Genomic DNA, 24,912 nt, shown 5'->3' on the forward strand with positions numbered 1-24,912 from the left:
GTTCCTCCTCATACTCTGGATATTTTAGTTGAGAAAAAGTACTTTTCCCCTATATAGGAACACTCCACATAATAAAGAGGACGGTTATCCTCCAAAAACGCAGAGCATTTCATAAACAGCATCGGTGAATCTTTTGAAATATTCAGCTTTTCCTGCAGCTTTGCGCTTGGCATTTCCGACTCTAAGTGTATAATCCCATATCCGATCTTCAGACGGTATACATTCTCATAGATCTCATATAAAGAAGACTGGTCATCTAAATATTTATGGATATCCGGACAGCACTTATATGGTATATAGGTTGTCTCATACGCCATGGGTTTGCCGTCGCCCTTCCTGATCCGGCAGATAATATAGCACCGTTCGTCTTCATCCAACTGGAGATGGGCTCTTATGTCATTCCTGATGCCTGTCTTTAGTTCAATCCGCTCAAGTTCAGAAGAGGGTTCAATCCCTCTGCTTTTCATCTGCTCCGTAAAACTTTTTAAGTATGACAGTTCGTAATCAGATTTATCCTGCTTTACAAATGTCCCTATTGCAGATTTTCTGTCAATAAAACCTTCCTGTTCAAGCTTAGCAAGAGCCTTTCTTACCGTATCCCTGCTGACCTGGAATTCTTCCTGCAGTTCTTTTTCTGTGGGCAGCTTTTCTCCCGGTTTTATTTTTCCCTGTTCTATTTTATCTTTCATTTCCTGATAGACTTTAAAATACTGAAAACGTGATTTTCCTTCTGGCATATAATCACTCCTTGTTACAAAGCATACCATATTATTTAAATCCAGGCAATGATAAACTTCAGATACAGGAATCGGGCTATTGCCTTATAAAAGCAATAGCCCGGTTTCTTTTAATATGTGTTTAAGAAATCCTGAACCGCCTCCTGCGCTGCCTTTTCCACCATCTTATCAATGGATGTACCGATCACAAGAATATTAACTCCTGTTTCTTTAAAGGCCTGATAGTTTGTAAGGTTGATTCCTCCTTCTGCCAATGTGGGAACCTTAACCGATTCCACCATGGCACACAGCCGCTCTTTCAGAAGCGGATGGATTTTTCCGGCTTCAACCCCTTCATAACTCATGCCTGTCATCATTCCAATCATATCTGTACCTATGGATTCCATCTGTCTGGCAACCTTTGCAACCTCCTCCGGCTTTTCCCCTGATATTCCAAAGGTATGCAAGTCTGTGGGCAGTCCAATATAAGCATCCACACATAAACCATACTTATGGGCTTTGCTCACCAGTTCTTCCAAATCTTTTAAGCTGGATTTGTGGGTATGGAGTCCATTGGCGCCGTTTAAGGACATCTGAAGAAAATCCTCATCTTCCAGGATAATAGGCTTTACCTCCGTAAATCCTCCCGGTATGCCAACGGTTATATAGATGGATTCACCCACAACCCCTCTTACACCCTTTGTCACTTCAGCCATCTGGGAAATGGTTATTTCATGGCGGTATTTTTCTGCTTCATGCATGGAAGAGATTCCTTTATGGCCTCTTGCCAATACCAGCGCCGGATGATTAGGCTCCAGCATGGAAACCCCCGCATCAACCACTGCCTTTGCAAGACGGGCATCATCGCCTGTAATACCGGTACTGAGAATGGTATGTCCATTTCCTCTTTCAATGGCCTTATGTACAATGGCCATACTCTTTTCCATTTTTAATTTCATATCGTTATAAATCATGTCTTACCTCCAGCCTGTTTTTTATTCTTCTGTCTTTGCAGATTTCTTACCTTCTGAAATGTTAGCTGCTAATGTCAGCACAAATGCGCTGCCCATAGCAACCACCATACAGATAATGGTCTGCAGAACCTTGCTGTTTGACATAAAAGGAGCCAAAAAGCATGGGATATATGCTGTACATTTCACACCAAAAAATCCTATGACGATTCCTGAGATTGTGGCCGCTGCTATGGCACTTGCAAATACTTTCTTACAGGAAAACATAAAGGGGTACGCAGACTCCACAAATGTACCAAATGCAAGGTTAATGAGTATATTGGGTATGGCAGATGCCCTGTCTCCCTGATTGCGGGGTTTCACAATGTATGCCAGTTGGATCCCTGCACAGACCATAACCAGTCCGCATAAATCAATGGCACCCAGGAAGCTGAAACCGGAAGATTCCATCTCCAGAAGCACAATTGGAAGTATGGCCGCATGATAAACACCGCCAATGATGGCAAACCATATGGTAAATCCAGCTACGGCTCCCGCCAGGATTGCATTGTAATTCAATGTCCAGTCAATTGCCATCTTGATTCCATTGCCGGCTGCCAGCGCTACAGGAGCAATTGCATACATGCCGATCAAGCCTGCGATCAGTCCGGACAGACCTCCTGCCGCTATATTGGCTGTTGTTCCCGGAACCTTATGCTTAAAACAGAAGCTGCTTATATAGTAAACAAGGACGCCTGCCACAACCCCTGCCATGATTCCGCCGATGATGCCGCCGCCCACCGACAGAGAGCCTGCCACAATTCCTGCCACAATGCCGACTTCATCCATGCCGGATATCTGCTTTGCAGCAATTGCAGCCACTATAACCGGAAGAATTCCTATAAGGGAATTGAATACGGCCTCAAGCCCTGATAACCCTGGAATTTTACTTAAGGCAAGGCAAAGAGCCATGGCAATGAATCCCGGCATAGACGCCATCATAATTCCCCGGAAGTTAATTCTTTTCCAGACATTTCCTTCCTTGCTCTGGCCGCCGCCTGATGAACCAATGACCGGGCTGTATTTGATCTTCCATTCCTTTGAAAAAGCTGAAACCGCAGAAATTGCCCGGGTCCTGTTTGTCGTTCCCGTTGTTCCGGAGGCTGCGATGACCCGGCAGCCGGCTGCCTGAGGATCGGCCATAGAGGTCCCTCCCGTACCGGCAACCGGAATCTTCTTTTCAGAAGCTGCTTTGATAGCCTCTTTATTTACTCCTTTCGGGTCACAGCTCATTAGCATGATCCCGTCAATTTCCCCTTCCCGGATAAGGGAAGCCAGTGTTTCATCTGATTCCCGGGACATTTCATTAATCTCTGCCAGTGTCTTTCCTTCACTGGCAACAAGATTTTCAGGCCCATTCAATGTGTAAAGACGCGCTTTTGCATCCATTGAAATCCCATCCATACTGCCGGATGTGCCTATGAACTGAATATAACCAACTTCAATTCCTGCTGAATCTGCCTGTGCAAATATTTCTCTCATCATACCGTCAGGATCGTTTCCTCCCTGATTGTAAAGGTTCCCCCCGCTGCTACCTATTATGGCAAGCCTCTTCATTACACCATCCTCCTCATTTTTTCTTTATAGTTAGCTACGGCCTTAGTATAGCACATTGTACGTACTTTACAATCGGTATTTTAAACTGATTTTTATGTGTATTTTTATTAGTATTTCACAAAATATTATTGTTTTTTTGTAGATTATATACATTTACTCTCAATTATTTGCATACATTTAACCCTAAATGTATTTTTCATTTTTACAATTGTACGTATTTTATATCCCTACTTTTTCTTAAACCATACAAAACCCAAGGAAGAATCTGGAGAATGGTGAAAATACCGATATGGAGCTTCATCCCTCTGCCATCACTTTTTTACATGTTACTGTCCAGCCGGATCATATCCAACTACAGTCCAGATACCCGTATCATCCTGGCGGACAAGGCGCTTTAAATAAACTGATTTTGCAACAGATTTTTCATCCTTGATTTCTGCAACGGCATCAACTCCGTTATTAAAAGTGATTTTAATATTTTCATAAGCAATGGGATAATCACCCACAATGCCTTCCGGTGACAGCAGCAGACTTGCAAATACCTGGGATACAAAAACCGGATCCAGTTTCCATGGGGAATGACCTGCATCAACACTCTTCTGTTCATTTTCTCCCACCGACTGATCCACTTCAACTTTGATACGGGGTTCTCCGGCATTTTCAGCGGTTACCGGTATTACGACCTTTCCATGGGACAGGTCCTCCGCGAAAACGGTCAGTGTCTCTAAGGGAGCAGATCCCAGTATACAGTATTCCATGCCGTCTTCCTGCCAGCGGACAGACCTGGCAGGCTCCGTGGTTATGATCTCGGCCTTGTTGTGATCCACAGTTCCAAGGATTGCCGCGGAAGACGGTACAAGCTCTTCTGTTGTTTCTGACTGGATCAGGAGAATGGTATTTGCCGTATCCCCGGCCGAATAATATAGCTTTACGGCTGCATGGTCTTTCTCAACAGCGATCCGGTCCAGTGTATACCCTTTCGCTGCCTGATCCATAAGCTTGGGCATAAACCCGGCCATCCGTTCTGCTTCCTCAAGGGAGGCCACCTCCTGTTCCGTATTTGTATCAATTTCTTTGTAACCATCAGGCGTATCAAAGACAAGAAGGTCCCGAGGAATTTCATCCATAAATTCCATTGAGGTATATTCTGCTTTGATCTGAATCCCATTTTGCATTGCCGAAATTCTTTGCAGAGGCAGGTCTGTTTCATCATCAACCCACAGGAAATATGATTCCCCTCCCTTTGGGGTGATTTGGAGCTTTGTTGCCTGTCTTCCATTGACGGTCTCCAAACCGGCTATTTTAACCGTCTGTGCCTTTGAAGCATTATTGATTTCATTGCCAAGCTCAAAGGTAAAGCGAAAAGCATCGGGAAATATGGGCAAAAGGTAAAAGGCTTTTTCCTCCGGCCGGAGCTGCCACTTCTGCTGGCCGTTGTTGGCGGTTATGGTTCCTTTGGAAGTTCCCTCAAGATCAACGATATAATAATTCCCTTTCTTATCTGCCCACACCTCTCTTTTGGACTGGGTTATTGTTTCCCCTAATCCATTGGTCTCACTCACTTCTATGATTCCATGATAAGCACGGATCTCCTTCATTGCATTTTCCATGGCATATACGATACCTGCGTCCCTATTGGGAAGAAAATAATATGCTGTCACGAAAAGCAGTATGGCTGCCGCAGCCGAAGTACAGATCAATCCATATTTTCTGATCCGGTTCCTTTTTGACTTTTCTCTTCCTGCAAGGGAATTCATAAGACGCCCCTGAAACGAATCATCGGGAAATTCTATTTCCTTAAGCTGCCTTACCTTTCTTACGGTGGCAAGCAAAATCTCATCCTCTTTTTCTTCCTCCTGTAATCCGTTTTTGTGTTCCCTTGGCCGCTTGCCGGCGTTTAAATCATCAATATATTGAGATAGTTTCCTTTCATCCATTCTTATCTTTCCTCCTTACCCTGTACTGTTTCCAATATCTTTGCCAGGGCTTTCACCCCGCGCAACTGCAGGACGCGAACAGCTCCTTCTTTCTTCTGCATCAGCTTTGCAGTTTCAGCCACGGAATATCCTTTGACGATCCTCAATTCAATCACAATCTGCTGTTCTTTGGTCAGACGGCTCATGGCCTCTTCCAACCGGTTCTTTTCAGTGAGCGAATCTGCAAAATCCTCCAAGGCGATGTCCTCCGGCTTCACTTCCTCTATATTAACGCTGCTGCTCCGCCGTTTTTTCGCCCTCCACTGATCACGAATGACATTCATTGCTATGGTCTTTAAATATCGTTTGCATTCAAGGATATTCACATCATTCCTATTCAGAAAAGAAATTGCTTTCGCATAGGTTTCCTGTGTTATATCCTCCGCTTCTTCACGGTTTTGGACTTTATAATAAATGAAGCTGTACAGTTCCCGCCATGTATCCGCGCAAAGTTTTTCAATCATTTCCCTGTTGTCCTGTCTGTTTCTCATTCCTGCCTCCATACTGCTGCAACATGGCATCCTATATTTTTAAAATCGACTGCATTCCGGATTATCGTACGTACATTCATAAAGACGCCGGCGGCATATGAAATGTTACGCGCTGATTTTATTTTTATAAACTACTATGTACCGAAACGGCTTATTTATAAACGCCTGTAAATACATTCTCTTTTCAAAGTTGCGAAATAGGCCAAGAGATCGTATGGAAGATTTCTCTCTATGGATACTTGACAGGAGTATATAACAGGCGGTATTTTATGGAAAAGGGAGAAACCGGCGCAGAAGAAGGGAGTTTTGCAGTCATTGACCTGGATCATTTTAAATCCATCCACATAAGGAATGAACGGCAGACAAAAGCGCTCCTCATGATATTTCTGCATGAGGAGCGCACTATTCAGCAATAAATTCAATTCGATTCTTTTTTCTTATCCTTAACAAAAGGCACAGTCAGAAATGTTTTATACTTGCTGACTAATTTAACTGGATTGCTTTTCTAACAAAACCATCACTTTGTTCCAATGCCTGTCTTGCTTCATCAGACGGGCAGCTTTTTAAAATAGAAACAATAGCAACCTTTACCTGATTATCAGCCTGTATGATCGCCTCATCTGCAGTGTCATAATCTACACCAGTGGCTTCCATTACGATTTTACGTCCACGCTCCCTTAACTTTTCATTGGTCATCAGCACATCTACCATAAGATTTTTATATGCTTTACCGTTTAATATCATAGCAGCAGTGGATATCATATTTAAAATTAATTTTTGTATTGTGCCTGCTTTCAGCCTTGTGGATCCGGTCAGCACTTCACTGCCCGCATCTACCTCAATGGCAATTTTCGCAAGCTTTCCAATAACAGAGTCTTTATTACAAGCAACCGAAATAGTGTTACATTCAACAGAAATAGCATACTCCAAAGCACTAATTACATAAGGCGTTCTTCCACTGGCTGCAATACCGATTACCACATCATTTTTATTTAAGTTGATATTTTTTAAATCTTCAACTGCCAGTTCCTTAGAATCCTCTGCACCTTCTACCGCTTTGAAGAACGCAGTGTCCCCTCCCGCAATAATTCCAATGACTGAATCAGGAGAAACACCAAAGGTTGGTACACATTCCACAGCATCTAATATGCCTAATCTGCCACTGGTGCCTGCACCAATATAAATAATTCTGCCGCCTTTTTTATATTGGGTTGTAATACAGTCAACAGCCATCGATATTTCGTCCAGTGCCTCTGTAAGTGCCAGAGGCACGTTTCTATCCTCTTCATTCATTAATTTACAAATCTCATAGGCTGACATCACATCAATGTTGGTTGTTCTACTGTTCCTAAGCTCTGTCTTTAATTTTTCTAACATATATTTCTCCTCATTATGTCATCAATCTCCTTGGTTCTACGCATTTTGAGAAGATTTCATCTTTTCATACATTTCTATTATTTCAGAAGCCATCAGTTCAACGACTTCCGTGCTTAACATCTGATCTTCTGCATGCATTAAAATCAGTGAAAAGGGAACATCTTCACCATTTGCCTCTTTTTGAATCAGGCTGAAATGATGAGTATGGCTTTCCATATAGAGCTCCCGGCCTTCCTTCATTTTTTCCCTGGCTTCTTCTGTTTTTCCTTCTTTTACAAGGTTTATCGCCTCGACGTACATACTCTTCGCTCCGCCCACCGCTGAAACAATCTGGCAGGCAATAAGCTGAATTTCCTCTTTTATATTATCCATTTTCTTTTCCTCTCAGCTAATACATTATTTCGAAAATTCCTCATATCCTTTTAAGGCATCATTTAAAACATTCTCTCCATTAATCAGCCCGTAGTCACGCATATTGATGCACTGAATAAATTTTCCGGCCAATTCTTTCCTGATTGCCGCTTCACGAAACTTTATCTGAGGAGCCAGTAAAACAATATCCGCTTCAGGGCCTAATTTGCCTGTGGTGGATTCTGCAAATGCTTCAATTTCATGTTCCATTCCCTTTGCCTCTGCTGCCTTGCGCATTTTGGTTACCAGTAAAGAGGTTGACATTCCTCCGGAACAAAATAAATAAATTTTCATAATAAGTTCTCCATTCTTTTTATTTTTTAATTAGATTCAGCATCTGCTTTTAAAGTACTGCCAGCCGCTGTGTGAGTATAACTTTTTGTTATTCACAGTAAACTTTTTTCCCCAGCAATACCGCTCCTGTACATGAATCGTATACAGGATGCTGCATAAAAATACCGTGGTTTTCCAATGGCTTAAGGATTTTATCTCCTGCCCGGTATACGCCGCCAATGTATGAGACGGGGACTTCCTGATCAAATAACTTTATTAAAGATTTGATATAAACAGAATGCTCCAACGCAGCATCCTGAAGTAGCTGTTCTGCGTTCTGGCTTCCTGCAAGACTGGCTTCGTAAACCAAACCTGCCAGTCCGGCGGTTTCCGTCCGTATGGTTTGTACACGATCAAACATGACCCCAATTAAATCCATAGGCTTAGACAAAGAATAACGTTCCATAATCATATCAAATAAAGCATCTTTTTCTATTAAATCCTCTGACATCCTGGCATATATTTTCAGGGCTTTTTTTCCAATGTCATAAGCAGACCCCCCATCATCAATAAGATAACCAAGACCGCCTCTTCTGTGCCATTTACCATCTTTATAAGCGACTGCAATAGAACCAGTTCCTGCAATCATAACAATTCCTTCCTTACCGCCTAAAGCACCAAATGCAGCAATTTGGGAATCATTGTGCAGAACGTATTTTCGTTCCAGCACTACATCTTTAATCACACTTTCTATTTTCCGGCGTATCTCAACTACTTCACCGTAACCTGCCAGGCCAAAGGAAAGAACGGTTTCACCATTGGAATATTTTAATAATCCGTTGATCCCCTGCTGTAGAATTTCTTTCATCCTATCGTATCCAACCTGGCCGAAATGACTGGTCCCTAATTCAATTTCTTTTATTGTATTTAAATTTTCATCTGACAGACGAAATAGGGTTTTTGTCCCTCCGCCATCGATTCCGATATAGTTCATTTAGCTTCATCCTCTGTAAATACAAACTTCTGCCAAGGTTTGATACAGTCTATTAAAAAGACTTCCTGCTTACAAATATGACCTGCCACATTGGATTTTCCGGAGTTCTTCATTTCATTTACCACAATCTGCAGTTCTCCGGCATAATGTCCGTATTCACTGCTTTCAATGATAATATCTCCTCGCTTAAGTATTTCAGGAGCGTTATGTACCTGAAATGTTTCCCCTTTATATTTTACCCGGGGCTGAGTGGAGCGAATTAAATTTCCTGATATATCTCCCCGGTTAAAATGCAGTTCTTCTAAAATAATCTTTTTTTCTGTTTCTGTTATATCAGGTTCCAGGCACACACTTAGATTTACCAGATTCAAATTGACCTTACTGATTTTTTCTAATTCATCAGGGCTGGGATAACAGTTGGAAATAATAATATTATCTATTTGTCCCATTGCTATATAGTGCTTCATCTGTATATCAACGGGTAAGTTTCTATGTGACTCTAACGTAGGAAGACCTTCAGTCACAGGCCATGGACCAAAGGTATCCTGATTTTGGGATGTGACAAACGCTGAGGTATTTAAGCCATATTTTTTAAAGCGCTCTGTACATTTATTAAAATGTTCCAAACTTAATCCACTATAATTATGGGGGTAAAAATTATGGCAGCCAATCAGCTTATATTGATTGGGCTGATAATCCATAACAGTATCCAGATAATGGGTATTTTGGCTCATATTTAATTCCACTTTCAAACCATAGGGGTTGAAGGTCATAATACTCTCTTCTGAACCGCTGAATCCTAAATCCAAGCGGATTCCATCTGCATTCAGTTCATGAAAAAAGGACAGGTCGTTGTAGCTGATCCCAAAATCATTGAATACTCTAGGGCTGACATCCAATATTACCTCATATCCATGTTCTTTGGCGAAGGTATTAATTTCTTTAAACTCATTTATAATTTCTTCTTTTGCCTTTGTTACAGATAATAAACAGGAAAATATTCTGCTAAAACCCATCTCACTCATTTTCTTAATGTAATCCAGTACTTCCTGTTTATCACTTTTTTCCGGATAGATGGATATTCCCAGTTTTCTCATGATTCCCTCCGTTCTGCCGCTTCAGCGGTCTTTCCTATGACCGGAGTGCGGGAGAAAGATTTCTTTCTCCCTTTCCTTCCGATCATATGGGTTACTCAATCCTTATCTGTATTGTTTTCCTGTTCTTCAGCCAAAAGCTTGGCATCGTATCTTATAAAAAATGGGTAGTAGATAATAATTGACAGGAAAATCAACAATACATTTAAAATAACTCCTCTATAATCTCCGCCGGTTGCAATAAAGGCGCCAATCGGTCCTGGAAGAGTCCATGGCGGCAATGCCACCAGTTTATTCACCATGCCGGTGCTGACTGCTATGTAAGCAATTGTAGCATTTGCTAAAGGTGCCAGAACAAATGGGGGTATTAAAATTGGATTTAATACGATAGGAGTACCAAAGATGATTGGTTCATTAATATTAAATACTGCAGGTAAAAAAACTGTTTTTCCCAGAGCTTTTCCAAACTCTGATTTGGAGCGGAATGCCAAAAGAGTGGCCAGACCAATGGTTGCACCGGCTCCTCCAATCCAAATAAACCACTGGAAGAATGTTTCCGGAGCCACATTAGGAATGGTTTGTCCGGCTGCTAATGCAGCAGCATTCTGTTCCTGTAAAATCAGCCATACAGGTCTTGCCAGAGCGCCTATAATGGAAACTCCATGGATTCCAAATGACCAGAATAACGTAATTAAAATAACCAGCAGCCATACGGAGAAAATAGAATCCGTAGCGGAAACCAACGGTTTTACCACAATGCTGATCAAACCATGCACATCGATTTTTAGCCAGTAAACAATTGTGGAAACTAATAAAGTAACTAACAAAGTAGGTACAATTGCTTCAAAGGATCTGGCAACAGAAGGAGGTACTGAATCCGGCATTTTAATGGTGATATTATTTTTTGTTGTAAATCTGAGGATTTCCACCGAAATAATTCCAACAATCATGCCCACAAACAGTCCTGCAGAACCCAGGTTTGCCATTGGCGCTACGAAACCTAGTCCTTTTTGAACCATCTCGGCACCATCTGTGCCTTTTTCTACGATAATACGCATGGTCTGTCCATCAACAATCCGTTCAACTGCCCAGATCTCTCCAACAACTTGAGGCATAATTGTCAATAAGTATCCAATCGTGGCAATTATAGAACCGGAAACAGGATCCAAATCATATGACTTTGCTAAACTATGCCCTAATCCAATAACCGCATAGATTGACATAATAAACATGGTCATTCGATAAGGAAGCAGGATTGTTGCTGCATTTTGCTTTGCCCAAATAGTAATTCCCCAACTGGCTGGCAACGGCGGGAATGCGATAATCAGGAAAAGAGAGCCCACCATAATCAATGGCAGGGTTGACACAATACCATCTCGTATGGCACGAAGATAGCGGTTTTGCGAAAGTCTGATCATAAAATTCGTAACTTGTTCTAACATAGTATCCTCCTAAAAATTTTTATATTTTATGTAAAAATAAAATATCCTGATTAATTCAGCAGTTAGATATAATAATGATAAAATACCCAGTAATAACTGATGACGAAAAAAGCGAAAAAGAAAATCAAAAACTGCAGAATAAGATTTTTTGACATGCCCTTCTTGCTGTCAACAAAGTTGCGCACATAGCAGATTCCTATACTGCCAAAAAGCGATGTACTTAATACTGTGACTATCTTGTAACTTAATCCAATCAGGCCTAACAGGCCTGGCACTCCCATTGTTCCAATAAGGCAAATCAACGCCAAAATAAAGGCACCTTTAATACTGAACACTTTTATCGTATCATCTAAAACATGGAGGGGTTCCATTGATTTTTGTTTGAACTGTTTCAAATTATTCTCTCCTTTATGAGCTCAATTTTCTTTATTCACTACTTTATAAGTTTTATAAAGATTTTCAAAGGTTTTCTCATTGTAGAATAATCCATAGGTGTAAAAAAGAATATCAACAATGTAAAAATGCATGATCCTGGAAGTGGTAGCTGTTGCACGGTATTCTTTCTCCAGTGAAGCGGCACCAAAGGAAATATCTGCAAATTCTGACAATGGAGATCCCCCAACACTGGTCAGGGCTATGATAGGCACTCCCTTTTCCTTTGCAATTTCTGCAAGTTCAATCATTTCTTTTTTTCTGCCGGAATAGGAAACCACAAAAAGCAAATCATTCTTTGTTAAATTTGATACTGCAATTTTTCTGCAGTCATTGTCATTGTAATAGATAACATCCTTTTGGATTCTTAACAATTTACTCACCATATCCTGAGCCACCAGATCGCTTACCCCGATTCCCGCACAGATAATTTTATTGGATTTATGGAACAGCTCCGCGGCCTTTAAGATGTCTTCCTGGTTGAGCATGGTAAACGTATCGCGAAAGGAAGCAATGTTCTGGTTTAGTAACTCTTTGGCTATGTTATTTTTAAAATCTTCCGAATTATCATCATAAAATGTGTTCTCGTCATATATAGGTATTTCCTGTGATAAAGCAATTTTAAGCTGAGCAAATCCATCAAACCCAAAATGCTTGCAAAACCTTGTAATTGCTGCCTGGCTGACTCCGATTTCTTTTGCCAGTGCTTCGGCAGACATCCAAACAATATGTTGGACATTTTTAATCAGATATTGTGCAATTACTTTATTGTTTTTGCTAAGATAGTCTTTCTCCTGCTGAATAATATACAGTAAACCCTCCATGTTTATCTCCTATTTTTTTTATTTCGACAATTATATCATATGCGAATGGTTAATTCAATATATAAAAAATAACGAATTAAATATTTACTTTTTGTATATAATGAATAAATTTTAGCCATGAAATCAGTTACAAAAAAACTTAAGTCTTTGTCATTCCAAGGAAGCGTTTCAGCAGGAATGGCAGTATACAAGAATGAGCCAACTAAAATAATTCTTTTAGTTGGCTCATTTATGGATATTATGCTTCATTTTCCGTTCAAAACTACCAGAAATACCTATCTCTTCACGATATTTGGCAATAACCCTGCGGGAAAGACGATACCCTTTCTTACTCAGTAATTCTGCAAGTCTGGAATCGCTATATGGCTTTTCTTTATTTTCATCATTCACAAGTTCCCGTATTAATTGTTTGATGCCATCGGAATTAATCAAGCTGCCGTCACTTGCGGGAACCGATGCAGAAAATAGATTTTTCATTAAAATACAACCTGCAGGAAACTGAAGATATTTGTCTTTCACAGCACGGCTGACCGTGGAGGTGCTAACTGAAAGCGTTTCTGCCATTTGTGTCATGGTACATGGCTTAAGTTTACCTGAATATCGAAAAAACTCTTCCTGCTCTTCCAATATTACATTTGTTAATTGAATAATAGTCTTACGCCTTTGTTCAACTGCATGAATCAGAAATCTTGCCCGCTCTGACTTTTTCTTGAAATATTCAAAAAGCTCCGGCTCTTTTGCTTCAGCCATCATCTGGAGATAATAATCGTTCAGTTGGTAGTTCCCGCACCAATTATCATTGATTTCTATATTCCATTTCCCATCCGGGTCCATAGCAACAATAATATCCGGAATAATATATTGCTTTTCCCCCTCTCCAAACCCTTGCAGGGGCCTTGGGTTTAATGTACCGATAAGAGCAACATATCTTCTTGCCTGTGCAGACGAGATATTCAGCCCACGGGTGATTGAACTTATCCTCCCCTGAGATATGTCTGTCAAATGATGAGAAATAATATTTTTTAGATTTTCATCATCCAATCCCAGTGTTTCAATCTGAATTAATAAGCATTCTGCCAGATTCCCGGCAAAAATACCGCTGGGTTCCAGTTTTTTCAGATCTGATAAACAGCATTCAACTACCTGCTCATTTACACCGGTCAATCGGGCAATCTCCGGAACAGCCAAATCTATAAATCCATTGCTGTCCAGGCTTTGAATCAAAAAGTCTATTACTCTTAGTTGTTTATCTGAGTAACGGTCCAGCTCCAACTGCTCATAAACAAAACTATAGATATTTTTCGTATTTAAAATATCCAACAACTGGCCGCTTCCCTCTCTTCCTTCTTCATAAAAACCGGAAGTATTATTTAAAGGTTTATAATAATTTGAATGATACCAAGTTTGATAATCTTCTTGAGTATAAGATTCAGTTCTGGCATTTACCTGTTCCAGCAAAGGATTTTCCATATATTCATTTTCCATATACCGGCTCAATTCACAATTACATAATGCCAGTAATTCCAAAGAAGATATCTGGCTTTGAGACAGTAACTGACGTTGTTCCATGGTTAATTTATGTTTCATGGCAGCCTCCTTCCTTATTTATCCGGTGTATCACATTATATCTCTGGCATTACAATTATTATACCATCCCAGTACATGATAAAACAAAATCTATTTCAACGTTGACATTCATTCAATTGATGGAGTTAATTCTCCATAGTCCAAAAAGAGCGAAGCTGCTTACCACCCCGCTCGTTTTTATCATGGAGAACTCTGCCACTCAAAGGACTTGTTCTTATAACGTCACTTTATTCAGTCAAGAACTGTTATCCCATCAATTAATTCTTTTTCAAATTCCACCCTATGGTGCTTCGTGTATAATCCCGGCGCCCCACCTGAATGAATCATGATTATCTTCTCATCTTTTTTGATTTTCCCCTCTTTAATCATATCAGGGATTGCAGCAAAACATTTTCCAGTGTAACACGGATCAAGGAGGATGGCTTCTTTTCTTGCCATGAGACAAACAGCATCCCTTACCTCCCTGGAAGGAAGATTATATCCGCCCCGAACATAATCCCTTTCAATATCAAAATCTTTTAATCCAGCGCTTATTTTCATTCCATACTTTTCTTTTACCTTATCAAACAGTTCAACAATGCTCTGTTCTTTGTAATCATCAAACGGCAATATGGCTACACCGGTTAATTTCAGGCTGGAGCCTTCATTATGGAGTCCGCAGTACAGGCCCATATAGGTCCCTATGCTGCCTACTGCAGAAATAACCCGTGCATCACCGATTCCCATGGCAGTTGCCTGCTTTGTCAGTTCGGCTGCGCATTCATAGTACCCAAGAATACCGATATCATCGGAACCTCCAAGGGGTATATAATAAACGGTTTCTCCCTGTGCCTCATATTCTTTGATTGTATCCATAACCAACTCTTTATACTGATCAGGAGATGGACGGCCATCATCCTTTTTTATGATTACTTCAGCACCCATTAACCGGTCCAATAGCAGGTTTGCCGATAATTCTCCCGGATAATCTCCTATTGTAACAATGGCGCACCTCATGTTATATTTAGCGGCCACAGCAGCCGTTAACCTGCCATGATTTGTTTGTACTCCGCCTTCCGTAACAAGCATGGTTGCCCCTTTGTCCTGGGCTTCCTTTAAAATATACTCCAACTTTCGAAGCTTATTGCCTCCCATACCCAGACCAGTCATATCATCACGCTTAAGATATAATTTGATCCCTAACTCTTCTGAAATATTTTTAAGATACTCCAAAGGAGTGGGTAAATTCAAAAATGAGACTTTTTCCTGACCTAAAACCATAATCATACCTCCTGATTACCTTAGACTTCCGGATTATTACTTCATATTTAAAAAGCAGGGATTATATGGTGGATTATGTAATCTGACGTTCCTATATATCCCCGCTTTTATCAAATTTTAGAATTCAATCACCCATTATTAGTATTACAGCTTTTCCAATACTTCTTCCAGGTTTAAGGTTTTGGTTCCGTCTTCAAGAACAAAGAATGGAATACCAATACCCCCGTTTCTCTTGACCGCTTCAAATGCCGGTTCCGTATCACGAACAGCAAGGTATACTTTTAAATCCTTTAAATCCGCTGATAAATCTTTGAAATCCACGCTGGCTTTCAAAGCAATCAGTTGATTCAGTGCATACAGTGTGTCTGGACATAAGTGGCTTCCTATAATTGTTACTTTCACAGTTATCCTTCCTTTCTCTTATGCAGTAATATCTGTTTTTTCAACTAATTCTTCGTTGTTACCTTTTAAGCGGTTATTAATCCACTCTTTCCCTTCAACCATTCTGGCTACCATCATGGATGCAATGGCATCACCAGATGCATTTAAGCAGGTAGCTGCAGGGTCAAACAGGAAACCTAAGGTTGCAATTAACGGAAATGCCTGGGGTGGAAAGCCAAAAAGACCGACGATCAGCATTTCGCCTACCAGACCTCCCCCCGGTGCTCCGGATAATACAAATGCGGACAAAATCGCTACAACAATTGACATGGCATAAGTTCCAACCCCGGTAAAGGGTTGATTGAACACTCCAAACAAAAATGCAATCTTAACAATCGCGGATAATACCGAACCATCCATATGCATGGTGGCTCCCATTGGAAGAACAATTTCTCTGATATCCTTTGGAACGCCCATTTTGTCACAGGCATCTAAATTTACCGGCAGAGTAGCCATTGAACTTTGAGTTGCAAAAGCAGTCAATGCGGGAGTAGGAACAAATTTCAGCATACGGCGGACCGCTTCTTTTCCGCCTGCCATATAGGAATACAACGGAAAGAATATTACCACATAAACGAAGCAGAGCGGATAATATAAAATCATGGAACGACCGTAATCACCAATCAGGCTTGGTCCAAACTCACCTACTAAGTTGGCGAAATATGCACCCAGACCAATGGGAGCAAACTTCATGATTAAATTGACCATCTTCATGATAATTTCATTTAAGTTAGCAAGCATTTTTCCAACGGGGCTTTCGTCTCCGCCACATGCGCTTACACAAAATCCGAACATGACAGAAAAAATAATCAATGGAAGCATGTTCTGGCGGCTTAAAAGATCCGGAAAATCAGAAACAGTAAGAGCTCCAACGATCATGTCACCAACAGCAGCAGTTTCTCCAACTTCCGCTGCGCTCATTGCAATTGTAGTATTTGCCGCTGGCGGAAAAAGGTTCACAGCAAACAGAACAAGTATCGCTGCGGCTGCACCGGTGCCGATAAAAACAACGATAAGATTTCCTAAGATGCTTCCAAGACGTTTCATATTTACCATGCTTCCCACAGCACTGGAAATAGAAACCAAGACCATTGGCACAACGATTGTAAACATCAGGTTAAGGAAAATATCACCAAGAGGTTTGACAATCGCCGCTTTCTCTCCGGCAACCAATCCGAAAACCGACCCGATCAAGATTCCCAACACTAATAGAATAGGGAACCGATAGCTTTTCCAAATATCACTTTTATTCATAAGTACACTTCTCCTTTTTACCCCAAAATTTTGACTTCAAGTGACTTCTATCATTTCTTTATCTCACAGACGATTTACTGCAGCCTCCAACTGTTTCATGGCTTTTACAAGCACGCTTCGCGGACATGCCGCATTTAACCGCATATAACCGGAAAGGCTCCGTCCAAAGGTATAGCCTTCATTTAAGCCCAGCTTTGCGTCTTCAATCATGAATTTCCTTAATCTTTCATTATTCATTCCCAACTCCCGGCAATCCAGCCATACCAGGTAAGTCGCATCCGGTACATTGGGTTTGATTTTAGGAATGTACTTTTCACAATAATCTTTGATAAAATCAAAGTTTTCAGAGAGATACGGAAGCAATTGCTCTAACCACTCTTCTCCCTCATTAAACGCCGCTTCCATAGCTACTGAACTGAATGCATTATTCCTGTGAATGTCTAAATTCATCCAGAACTTATCAAAAGCAGCTTTCATTTCCCGGCTGGGGAAAACATTGGTCGATGCCTGTAATCCTGCAAGATTAAATGTCTTAGTACCTGAAATACAACTTATGACATTATCTCTGGCCTTGTCAGATATCATAGCTGTTGGAATATGTTCCTTTCCATGGAACACCAGATCTGAATGTATTTCGTCAGAAACCATCAGCACATCATTGGCATAACAAATTTCAAACATCTTCTGCAACTGCTCTTTCGTCCAGACAATCCCAAGAGGATTATGGGGGCTGCACAAAAGAAAGATCTTCACCTTTGGATCTTTTGCTTTCTCCTGGAAATCTGCAAAATCAATGGTCCATTCCCCCCCCTGTTCAACCAATTGATTTTCAACTACTTTTCTTTCCCATGCTTCCGTAATATCATAAAATTCAGAATACACAGGAGTCTGAATCATAATTGAGTCTCCTTTATTGGTAAATACCTTGACAATTGCAGACAGCGCAGGTACAACTCCTAAGCTCCAGCTTACTTTTTCCTTGTCAATCTTCCAGCCATGTCTGCGAAACTGCCAGCCAAGTATTGCATCAAAATAGGAGTCAGGACGATAGGTATACCCCCAGATCCCTTCCTTTGCCTTTTCCACACATGCATCAATGATTGGCTGTGCAGTCTGGAAATCCATATCTGCAACCCAAAGGGGAAGAACATCCATGGTACCAAACTTTTTTTGCCTCTCATCGTATTTTCCCGCGCGGTTTTTACATCGGTCAACAACCATATCAAAATTGTACTTCATATAAAGCTCCTTTCAGTTTTATATTTTTATATAGAGCAACAACCATGCCAACTTTTTATCAAAAAGAAAATTATGAATAAAAACGTAGAAAAGGCCTGTAAATGCTTCCTTTTCTACGTTTATTTTTTTGCGATGTCTTGCAGAATTTTGCCGGGAAATGAAACCTTTTTCTTTCCGATTGTCAACTGGTTAATAATTGGTTTTAAATTGGTCATAAACAGGTCGAAAAACAATCCTTATGTGGTTGCATACCAAGCTGTCTTTGCTAATTAATCGCTTATCCAACCGACTCCCTTTTTGGTAATACTGCTTCCGCCTCTGCCCTTCGTAACAGTTACGTAGCCGCTTTCCTCTAATCTGCCTAATATTTTGCGTACCTGAGGCTGAGTTAATTTTATATTACGTGTCTGTGCCTCCAACAGAATTTTTTCCCGGCCAATGGATTGTCCTGTACGTTCTGCATCGTAAAGAATTTCCAGAATCACCCGCTCCTGCCGGGTGGGCATATGGGATGTATTTTGGTATTGAGGCGGCTTATGTGGGGAATGGATATTTAACTCTGCCTCTTTTGCTCCATGCACCGCTTCTCTATCTTTATCAATACAAAAAACCGGAGGCAAATCATCAATTGTTATTACGGTATGACCGGTAAAACACAAATATTCTATCACATTGTGCAGTTCCCGTATATTCCCCGGCCATTTGTATTTACGGAACAACTCTTTGATATCCTCACTTAACAGGAATCTTCCCCCAAGTTCTTTTCGAAAATGATCCAGAATTAAGAATACATCTTCATCCCTCTTCCGAAGCGGGGGGATCAGCACCGGCAAGGCATTCAGCCGGTAATAAAGATCCTGACGGAAAGTGCCTTCCGCTACTTTTTGCTCAAGCTCTTCATTGGTTGCAGCAACAATCCGCACATCAACATGAATAATTTGATTTCCGCCAACCCGCATGATTTCCCGTTCCTGCAAAACACGCAGCAGCTTTACCTGCAAGGCCGGACTCATGCCCTCTACTTCGTCTAAGAACAGAGTTCCCTGATGGGCGAATTCAAACAGGCCTGGACGGCCTCCCTTTTTCGCGCCGGTAAAGGCGCCTTCTTCATAGCCAAACAACTCACTTTCCAATAAATTTTCCGGCATAGCCGCGCAGTTGATTGCCACAAAAGGCTGATCCCTTCGTTTTGATGCGTTATGAACGGAGTGTGCAAACAGCTCCTTACCGGTTCCGGTTTCCCCAATTAACAAAACAGGGGATTCCGTACAGGCCATTTTATTTAAAATAAATTTAGTTTTTAATATGGGTTCGGACTTTCCAATCACATCATCAAAGCAATATTTAGCCCTATGCCCCTGCCCTTTCTTCATCAATTGAACCCGCAGTTCGTTCTGACGGCGCTCCATCTCATTAAACTTCTGCAAAATGGCAAATGCACCAACACAAGCATCCCGCCTTAACACCGGACGGACGTAAAGGCTTACCAGATTTCCGGCAACTCTTACAACTTGCGGGCTGGTCTCCTTTTTCTCCTCCAAACATTTCCGGAATGGTATATAGGGAAATACTTCTTCCCCCACGTTTGAAAGGCCGAGATTCTCCGGAACCCGGGTGATATCGGCAGCATTTTTGTTGATTGCATAGATCTCTCCATGTTCATTTACCGCGATCACGCCCTGATCAAGTACTTCCATAAGAATATCAAACTGACTCTCCAACCTCCTGGAACGGTTAAACATCTGATCAAAATAATAGGTATTGGTACATACCGACTCCTGGTACTGTTTAAATTCAACCTCTTCCAGCAAATCGTCAAAACCAAGCCTAAATGCGGCTTCAATCATTGTATCAGAAGAACAGGTTCTCTGTCCCAGATTTATAATTGTGGGAATTCCACTGGGCACATAACGCTCTTCATCGGGAGTAACAGCAATCTCTGCCATATCAGTCAGTATGCTTCCCGGTGCATAAAGTATAAACTTTAAATGAGTAATTCCCAACTGCTCTAACTGTGTCACTGCTTCCCTTGCCATGACCTCTGTGATATTAACGTAAAGAACCTTCGTCCCCTTTGGGATTTCTTCCAGACGGCGCACAGCTTCCTTTAAATAAGTAACCTGAATTTCCATCCGCTGCGCTTTGAGCGGAATATACCGGCTTGGATCCCCCATAGCATCAAACGCATCTGTGGAGCCCATATACAAATCGCAAGGTTCCATATTTGCTGCCGTTCCATCCATCATGCTGTAGTTACGTACAACAGCCCGTTCCCCAAACACCGACCGAACCTGCTGCGCATATGCTTTTCCCGCAAATGGGTCTAATGCAATAACCGCAATACTCTTTTTCATGCTTTACCTTCCTGTGACAATAAAAGACTCCAACATCTGTCCACGCTGCTCTCACTCCTTGTCTCAAGTATAACACAGCAAAAAAAGCAGGTAAAGATCAGATTTTTTTCAAAAGCCAATGGGATTCTCCAAATGCGGGCCAACGCTTTTTATATTTTAAAGGAATAATAATAAGACTTCCCCTTTTCCGTCAGCCGCCGGATATCCACCTTAAAAATATCGCTGATACAGCTATGGACCCTGTGGTCGGAAGCATCTTCATAAGCAGCTACTCTCCCCTTTTCCATTACAGCCAGCCGGTCTGAATAATTAAGAGCCAGATTGAGATCATGCAAAACCAGTACAATGGTTTTTCCAAGCTTCCTGTTTAAACTGCTTATAAGCTCCATGATTTCATAGGAAACATTAATATCAAGATACGTTGTGGGTTCATCCAGGAAAATAACCGGCGTATCCTGAGCCAGTACCATGGCAAGAAAGGCCCGCTGCCGCTCTCCCCCTGAAAGCTGACGCATATTTTTGCTTCGCAGAGACTGGCAGCAGGTCATTTTCATGGCATATTCCGTCAGACGTTTATCCTCGGCAGAAGAAAAACTGACAGAGGACTGATGGGGATATCTCCCTGACATCACCGCATCTTCCACTGTCATATCCGGTATGTGGCTGCTTTGAAGCAGCACGGATACGTTCCTGGCAAACTCCTTCCGTTTCATGCTTCCGATCTCTTTATTCTCTAAAAACACCATGCCCTTATCAGGATGCAACAGCCGGGAAGCCAGCTTTAACACAGTGCTTTTTCCGCATCCGTTGGGTCCGACGATGGTAGTAATCCTTCCTTTTTCAAAACTCAAATCCATCTCCTGAATCAGGGGCTGTCTGTTATAAGAATAAGTCACACCCTCAAGCCTGATCATAATTTCCATCATCCCTTCCGCCTGTTTTTAAGTATCAGATAAAGAAAAAACGGCCCTCCCATGAGAGACATCAAAATACCCACCGGCAGCTCATAAGGCAGGAATAAGGTTCTCGCCAGCAAATCACACAAAATAACAAACATGCCTCCTGTCAGGGCGCTGGCAGGGATGACGAACCGGTTGTCCTGGCCGATCATTAATTTTACCCCATGGGGAACCAGAAGGCCCACAAAGCCGATCATCCCGGCAAAGCTGACGGCAGCGCCTGCAAGGATGGCCGCAATGGCCAGGTAAGCACACCGGCAGGCATTTACATTCATGCCCAGGGCTTTTGCGCTGTCTGCCCCAAGATTTAAAATGTTAAGACCCTTGGAACAAAGCATCGCAAGAATAAAACCTGTGACAATAAAAACCGAAGGATAGACAAGAACCTTAGAAGTAACTGAGGAAAGCCCTCCCGCCAGAAAATTCCCTGCACCTACGTAGGCATCCGGATATAAAATCATTACCGTGTTCATTCCCGCGGTGAAAATACTGTTAACCGCAAAGCCTGTTAAAACCAGCATGACCCTTGACAGCCTGCCGGACATGGTAATTGCCAGAACCAGCATACAGGCAAGGAGCCCGCCGGAAAATGCCGACAAGGGCAGATAAAGCGGGTCTGGCGGAAGAAACGCAGATGCCAGCAGAACCGCCAGCCCTGCTCCTGCATTTACTCCTATGATATTCGGACTTGCCAGGGGATTGTTTAGTACGGACTGAATGATGGCACCGGATACCCCAAGAGCGCTTCCTGCAAGCAGGGCTGCTGCCACTCTCGGCAGACGCACCGTAAGGAGTATCCGGTATAAAAAATCATCAGGTTTCCCTGCAGACAGGGTGGCAATGAGAACCGATGGCCTCATATTGCTGGTTCCAAGGCATAATCCCAGCAACACTGAAACCGCCAGTCCTGCTGCTGACAAAAGGATAAGCAGCCGGGGCTTATTATTTCTTTCCATAAAGAATCTCCGAAAGGTATTTATAGCTTTCTCCCCATTTCCCATTGGGTTTATAAAGGAACTTTTCCTTTGGCAGAAGGATGTAACGGTCCTTTTTAACGGCAGTAAGACCATTCCATGCCGGATTCTTTTCAATGCTTTCCTTTAAATTTTTCATGGCAAGATCATCGTCATTTCCCATTGGGATCACAAAAATATAATCCGGGTCTTCCTTTATGATGCTTTCCATGCTGAACTCCTTTAAAAGGCTTTGATTCTCATCGGCTATATTTTGGCACCCCAGGTCATTTAACATTTTGCCTGTCATGGTCCTGGAATTCTGCGCCACCGCTCCGCCGGAATAGGTAATGAGAAGTAAAACAGAAGGCGGATCCTGAGGCTTTGAGCCGGAAAGGATTTCCTCAATCTCTGTCTTTACAGCCAGCCCGTTTTTCTGATACATTTCATTTCTTCCGGTTATTTCCGTACAGGTTTTAAGCATGGACAGGTAGTCTTCAAAATATGTCACTTTAAAGTAGGCAGCCGTAATGCCTGCCTGTTTCAAAACCTCTTTGAGCGCTGTATGTTCCTTGGTTTCTGATGACAATATAACAAGATCCGGGTTTAAGGCTATGATTTTTTCTACGTTGGGACTGTTATACTTCCCCACGGAAACAGTTTCCTCTGAAAGCCCCAGCCCCCTTTCCTCAAATGCATCATCCGTAACACCTGCCAGGCTGCCTCCGGCTGCCAGCCAGACTTCTGCAAAGCCACCCATTAAAGCTATCACACGTTCCGGATCCTGAACCGTCACCTCCTGGCCAAGGGCATCGGTAAAGCAGTACCCCTCCGCCGTCCCGGCTGCCGGTCCCCCTGTCCTGCTGCCGCACCCGGCAAGCATATTTACTATCATAAGAAGCATCACTGCATACACCATGGTTTTTTTCTTCACTGGATCAAGGCACCTTCTTTGCATAATAGTTTTCCGTAAGCACAATAGCTGTCTTCCGCCATATAATCGCCGTCATTATAATATCCTGCCCGTGCGCGGCAGCCTCCGCACTCTTTCCCGTAAATGCAGTCACGGCATGTCCCCTTGTACTCCCGGGTGCGCAGGGTTTTAAACAGGCTGCTGTTATTCCATATCTCATCAAAAGGCTCCTTGCGGATATCTCCTGCTTCTTCCACCATATAAGCACAGGGACGGACCTTTCCCACAGGGCTTACCACACAATAGGAAAGCCCGGCAAGGCAGCCTCTGGTAAAGCGGGTATCCACCTCCATCTCCTTTGCTACCCTTGTAAATTGAGGGGCACAGGTGGGCTTGATATCAATGGGAACCTCCTTCTGCTTCTTCATAATGGTCTGCAGAAGCGTTTCGTACTCCATGACTTTCAGCGAGGTTTCTTCCAGATATCTCCCTCTGCCCACCGGAATGAGGAAAAACAGGTAATTGGCTACAGCACCTGATTTCACGCTGAAATCAATGATATCTCCCACTTCCTCCTGATTCCAGTCCATGATCGTGGTATGGATCTGAAAGGGCAAACCGGCCTTTTTACAGTTCCCTATCCCCTCTAAGGTCAGCCGGTATGCATTTTCATCTCCCCTGAACCTGTTGTGCTTTTGTTCATCCAGGCTGTCAAGACTGATCCCCATGACTGCGGCTCCGCATTTTTTCAGCTTTTTGGCTGCCTCAATGGTAATCAGCATACCGTTGGTGCCAAAAACAGGCCGAAGGCCCGCACCGGCTGCATAGGATACCAGAGTATAGATATCCGGGCGCATCAGCGGTTCCCCTCCGCTGAATATCATAATGCGAAAACCGGCCCTCGCAATTTCGTCGATCAGCTTTTTGGCTTCCTCCGTTGTTAATTCATCTGTCTTTTTGCTGCCGGCATCCTGGTAACAATGCTTGCACTTAAGATTACACTGGTTTGTTGTCATCCATGAAACGATCATATGCGTTCTCCTTGTCCTAAACTTTAAACCATTTAATTCATCATAATTGCGTCAGTCCTTTTTCATTCCATAAATTTAAAATATTTACCGGTATTATGAAAATAAGCGCTGTTTTCAGTACCCTTTATATGATCAGGAAAAACAGCTTTCCAAAAACTGTATCCATTATAAATTTTAGCTTAAAAACCAGGGGAAACGCAGAAATAATCCTTTTGACCTCCCCCAAACGCACAGAAATGACCTTTTCAATCTTTCATGGAAAACGGCACATTTTTACAGAAATCAATAAATAATATCATTAACAATTCCGCATGTGTTGTAATT

24 protein-coding genes are annotated in these 24,912 nt (G+C 42.1%); 1 reads left to right on the top strand and 23 read right to left on the bottom strand.

Annotated features, from left to right (window positions below):
* Window positions 1–8 precede the first annotated feature (8 nt).
* The 5 genes from ACYVD3_RS21680 to ACYVD3_RS21700 all read right to left on the bottom strand — a co-directional run bounded on the left by ACYVD3_RS21680 (window position 9) and on the right by ACYVD3_RS21700 (window position 5,750).
* On the bottom strand, window positions 9–737 hold the full coding sequence (locus tag ACYVD3_RS21680; RefSeq protein ID WP_460644579.1) for a GntR family transcriptional regulator: 729 nt from the start codon (window positions 735–737) through the stop codon (window positions 9–11).
* A gap of 110 nt (window positions 738–847) precedes the next feature.
* Window positions 848–1,690, bottom strand: a complete 843-nt coding sequence (locus ACYVD3_RS21685; protein WP_460644580.1) for a beta/alpha barrel domain-containing protein — start codon at window positions 1,688–1,690, stop codon at window positions 848–850.
* A gap of 21 nt (window positions 1,691–1,711) precedes the next feature.
* A complete protein-coding gene (locus ACYVD3_RS21690) occupies window positions 1,712–3,283 on the bottom strand; it encodes a PTS sugar transporter (RefSeq protein WP_460644581.1) in 1,572 nt (523 codons plus the stop codon).
* A 326-nt stretch (window positions 3,284–3,609) separates the two neighbouring features.
* Window positions 3,610–5,220: a LolA family protein gene (locus ACYVD3_RS21695; protein ID WP_460644582.1), complete on the bottom strand. Its 1,611-nt coding sequence runs from the start codon at window positions 5,218–5,220 to the stop codon at window positions 3,610–3,612.
* A 2-nt stretch (window positions 5,221–5,222) separates the two neighbouring features.
* Window positions 5,223–5,750 carry an RNA polymerase sigma factor gene (locus ACYVD3_RS21700; RefSeq protein ID WP_460644583.1) on the bottom strand — a complete coding sequence of 176 codons (528 nt, stop codon included), beginning with the start codon at window positions 5,748–5,750 and terminating at the stop codon, window positions 5,223–5,225.
* 269 nt (window positions 5,751–6,019) lie between these two features.
* Here ACYVD3_RS21700 and ACYVD3_RS21705 point away from each other — a divergent pair, with 269 nt between their 5' ends.
* Window positions 6,020–6,166: a hypothetical protein gene (locus tag ACYVD3_RS21705; RefSeq protein ID WP_460644584.1), complete on the top strand. Its 147-nt coding sequence runs from the start codon at window positions 6,020–6,022 to the stop codon at window positions 6,164–6,166.
* A 67-nt stretch (window positions 6,167–6,233) separates the two neighbouring features.
* Here the strand turns inward: ACYVD3_RS21705 and murQ are convergent, their stop codons facing one another.
* The 18 genes from murQ to nirJ2 all read right to left on the bottom strand — a co-directional run bounded on the left by murQ (window position 6,234) and on the right by nirJ2 (window position 24,588).
* Window positions 6,234–7,127, bottom strand: coding sequence for an N-acetylmuramic acid 6-phosphate etherase (murQ, locus tag ACYVD3_RS21710; protein ID WP_460644585.1), 894 nt, complete (start codon window positions 7,125–7,127; stop codon window positions 6,234–6,236).
* Window positions 7,128–7,163: 36 nt separating this feature from the next.
* On the bottom strand, window positions 7,164–7,499 hold the full coding sequence (locus ACYVD3_RS21715; protein ID WP_460644586.1) for a PTS lactose/cellobiose transporter subunit IIA: 336 nt from the start codon (window positions 7,497–7,499) through the stop codon (window positions 7,164–7,166).
* 24 nt (window positions 7,500–7,523) lie between these two features.
* Window positions 7,524–7,832 (bottom strand): PTS sugar transporter subunit IIB, encoded by a 309-nt coding sequence (locus ACYVD3_RS21720; RefSeq protein WP_460644587.1) that lies wholly within the window; start codon window positions 7,830–7,832, stop codon window positions 7,524–7,526.
* Window positions 7,833–7,920: 88 nt separating this feature from the next.
* Complete coding sequence (locus ACYVD3_RS21725) at window positions 7,921–8,805, bottom strand: N-acetylglucosamine kinase (protein WP_460644588.1); 885 nt, start codon at window positions 8,803–8,805, stop codon at window positions 7,921–7,923.
* Window positions 8,802–9,902, bottom strand: a complete 1,101-nt coding sequence (locus ACYVD3_RS21730; RefSeq protein WP_460644589.1) for a DUF871 domain-containing protein — start codon at window positions 9,900–9,902, stop codon at window positions 8,802–8,804. Before ACYVD3_RS21730 ends, ACYVD3_RS21725 begins: the two co-directional genes overlap by 4 nt.
* Window positions 9,903–9,997: 95 nt before the next feature.
* On the bottom strand, window positions 9,998–11,341 hold the full coding sequence (locus tag ACYVD3_RS21735) for a PTS sugar transporter subunit IIC (protein ID WP_460644590.1): 1,344 nt from the start codon (window positions 11,339–11,341) through the stop codon (window positions 9,998–10,000).
* Window positions 11,342–11,403: 62 nt separating this feature from the next.
* Window positions 11,404–11,736, bottom strand: a complete 333-nt coding sequence (locus ACYVD3_RS21740; protein ID WP_460644591.1) for a hypothetical protein — start codon at window positions 11,734–11,736, stop codon at window positions 11,404–11,406.
* A gap of 21 nt (window positions 11,737–11,757) precedes the next feature.
* The gene (locus tag ACYVD3_RS21745; protein WP_460644592.1) at window positions 11,758–12,597 is read right to left on the bottom strand and encodes a MurR/RpiR family transcriptional regulator; all 840 of its coding nucleotides are present in this window, start codon (window positions 12,595–12,597) and stop codon (window positions 11,758–11,760) included.
* A 225-nt stretch (window positions 12,598–12,822) separates the two neighbouring features.
* Window positions 12,823–14,184 (bottom strand): RNA polymerase factor sigma-54, encoded by a 1,362-nt coding sequence (gene rpoN / locus ACYVD3_RS21750; protein WP_460644593.1) that lies wholly within the window; start codon window positions 14,182–14,184, stop codon window positions 12,823–12,825.
* Window positions 14,185–14,415: 231 nt separating this feature from the next.
* The gene (locus tag ACYVD3_RS21755) at window positions 14,416–15,444 is read right to left on the bottom strand and encodes a 1-aminocyclopropane-1-carboxylate deaminase/D-cysteine desulfhydrase (protein ID WP_460644594.1); all 1,029 of its coding nucleotides are present in this window, start codon (window positions 15,442–15,444) and stop codon (window positions 14,416–14,418) included.
* Window positions 15,445–15,588: 144 nt separating this feature from the next.
* Window positions 15,589–15,846 (bottom strand): glutaredoxin, encoded by a 258-nt coding sequence (locus tag ACYVD3_RS21760; protein WP_460644595.1) that lies wholly within the window; start codon window positions 15,844–15,846, stop codon window positions 15,589–15,591.
* 18 nt (window positions 15,847–15,864) lie between these two features.
* Window positions 15,865–17,139, bottom strand: coding sequence for a dicarboxylate/amino acid:cation symporter (locus ACYVD3_RS21765; protein WP_460644596.1), 1,275 nt, complete (start codon window positions 17,137–17,139; stop codon window positions 15,865–15,867).
* 63 nt (window positions 17,140–17,202) lie between these two features.
* A complete protein-coding gene (locus tag ACYVD3_RS21770) occupies window positions 17,203–18,378 on the bottom strand; it encodes a MalY/PatB family protein (RefSeq protein WP_460644597.1) in 1,176 nt (391 codons plus the stop codon).
* 269 nt (window positions 18,379–18,647) lie between these two features.
* Complete coding sequence (locus tag ACYVD3_RS21775; RefSeq protein ID WP_460644598.1) at window positions 18,648–20,732, bottom strand: sigma 54-interacting transcriptional regulator; 2,085 nt, start codon at window positions 20,730–20,732, stop codon at window positions 18,648–18,650.
* A 149-nt stretch (window positions 20,733–20,881) separates the two neighbouring features.
* Window positions 20,882–21,658 carry an ABC transporter ATP-binding protein gene (locus ACYVD3_RS21780; RefSeq protein ID WP_460644599.1) on the bottom strand — a complete coding sequence of 259 codons (777 nt, stop codon included), beginning with the start codon at window positions 21,656–21,658 and terminating at the stop codon, window positions 20,882–20,884.
* Window positions 21,655–22,647 carry a FecCD family ABC transporter permease gene (locus tag ACYVD3_RS21785; protein ID WP_460644600.1) on the bottom strand — a complete coding sequence of 331 codons (993 nt, stop codon included), beginning with the start codon at window positions 22,645–22,647 and terminating at the stop codon, window positions 21,655–21,657. Before ACYVD3_RS21785 ends, ACYVD3_RS21780 begins: the two co-directional genes overlap by 4 nt.
* Window positions 22,634–23,578, bottom strand: a complete 945-nt coding sequence (locus ACYVD3_RS21790) for an ABC transporter substrate-binding protein (protein WP_460644601.1) — start codon at window positions 23,576–23,578, stop codon at window positions 22,634–22,636. The genes ACYVD3_RS21785 and ACYVD3_RS21790 overlap by 14 nt, the downstream gene beginning before the upstream one ends.
* Complete coding sequence (nirJ2, locus tag ACYVD3_RS21795; protein ID WP_460644602.1) at window positions 23,575–24,588, bottom strand: putative heme d1 biosynthesis radical SAM protein NirJ2; 1,014 nt, start codon at window positions 24,586–24,588, stop codon at window positions 23,575–23,577. Before nirJ2 ends, ACYVD3_RS21790 begins: the two co-directional genes overlap by 4 nt.
* Window positions 24,589–24,912 lie beyond the last annotated feature (324 nt).

This window comes from Lacrimispora brassicae (assembly GCF_054772055.1).

What these genes read in the sequence shown, in the direction of transcription:
- murQ (WP_460644585.1), bottom strand. Translation starts at nt 7,127, where the DNA reads ATGTTAGAAAAATTAAAGACAGAGCTTAGGAACAGTAGAACAACCAAC.
- ACYVD3_RS21705 (WP_460644584.1), top strand. Translation starts at nt 6,020, where the DNA reads ATGGAAAAGGGAGAAACCGGCGCAGAAGAAGGGAGTTTTGCAGTCATT.
- ACYVD3_RS21730 (WP_460644589.1), bottom strand. Translation starts at nt 9,902, where the DNA reads ATGAGAAAACTGGGAATATCCATCTATCCGGAAAAAAGTGATAAACAG.
- ACYVD3_RS21770 (WP_460644597.1), bottom strand. Translation starts at nt 18,378, where the DNA reads ATGAAGTACAATTTTGATATGGTTGTTGACCGATGTAAAAACCGCGCG.
- ACYVD3_RS21695 (WP_460644582.1), bottom strand. Translation starts at nt 5,220, where the DNA reads ATGGATGAAAGGAAACTATCTCAATATATTGATGATTTAAACGCCGGC.
- ACYVD3_RS21780 (WP_460644599.1), bottom strand. Translation starts at nt 21,658, where the DNA reads ATGATGGAAATTATGATCAGGCTTGAGGGTGTGACTTATTCTTATAAC.
- ACYVD3_RS21755 (WP_460644594.1), bottom strand. Translation starts at nt 15,444, where the DNA reads ATGGTTTTAGGTCAGGAAAAAGTCTCATTTTTGAATTTACCCACTCCT.
- ACYVD3_RS21720 (WP_460644587.1), bottom strand. Translation starts at nt 7,832, where the DNA reads ATGAAAATTTATTTATTTTGTTCCGGAGGAATGTCAACCTCTTTACTG.
- ACYVD3_RS21685 (WP_460644580.1), bottom strand. Translation starts at nt 1,690, where the DNA reads ATGATTTATAACGATATGAAATTAAAAATGGAAAAGAGTATGGCCATT.
- rpoN (WP_460644593.1), bottom strand. Translation starts at nt 14,184, where the DNA reads ATGAAACATAAATTAACCATGGAACAACGTCAGTTACTGTCTCAAAGC.
- ACYVD3_RS21680 (WP_460644579.1), bottom strand. Translation starts at nt 737, where the DNA reads ATGCCAGAAGGAAAATCACGTTTTCAGTATTTTAAAGTCTATCAGGAA.
- ACYVD3_RS21735 (WP_460644590.1), bottom strand. Translation starts at nt 11,341, where the DNA reads ATGTTAGAACAAGTTACGAATTTTATGATCAGACTTTCGCAAAACCGC.
- ACYVD3_RS21745 (WP_460644592.1), bottom strand. Translation starts at nt 12,597, where the DNA reads ATGGAGGGTTTACTGTATATTATTCAGCAGGAGAAAGACTATCTTAGC.
- ACYVD3_RS21700 (WP_460644583.1), bottom strand. Translation starts at nt 5,750, where the DNA reads ATGAGAAACAGACAGGACAACAGGGAAATGATTGAAAAACTTTGCGCG.
- ACYVD3_RS21690 (WP_460644581.1), bottom strand. Translation starts at nt 3,283, where the DNA reads ATGAAGAGGCTTGCCATAATAGGTAGCAGCGGGGGGAACCTTTACAAT.
- ACYVD3_RS21765 (WP_460644596.1), bottom strand. Translation starts at nt 17,139, where the DNA reads ATGAATAAAAGTGATATTTGGAAAAGCTATCGGTTCCCTATTCTATTA.
- ACYVD3_RS21775 (WP_460644598.1), bottom strand. Translation starts at nt 20,732, where the DNA reads ATGAAAAAGAGTATTGCGGTTATTGCATTAGACCCATTTGCGGGAAAA.
- ACYVD3_RS21725 (WP_460644588.1), bottom strand. Translation starts at nt 8,805, where the DNA reads ATGAACTATATCGGAATCGATGGCGGAGGGACAAAAACCCTATTTCGT.
- nirJ2 (WP_460644602.1), bottom strand. Translation starts at nt 24,588, where the DNA reads ATGATCGTTTCATGGATGACAACAAACCAGTGTAATCTTAAGTGCAAG.
- ACYVD3_RS21715 (WP_460644586.1), bottom strand. Translation starts at nt 7,499, where the DNA reads ATGGATAATATAAAAGAGGAAATTCAGCTTATTGCCTGCCAGATTGTT.
- ACYVD3_RS21785 (WP_460644600.1), bottom strand. Translation starts at nt 22,647, where the DNA reads ATGGAAAGAAATAATAAGCCCCGGCTGCTTATCCTTTTGTCAGCAGCA.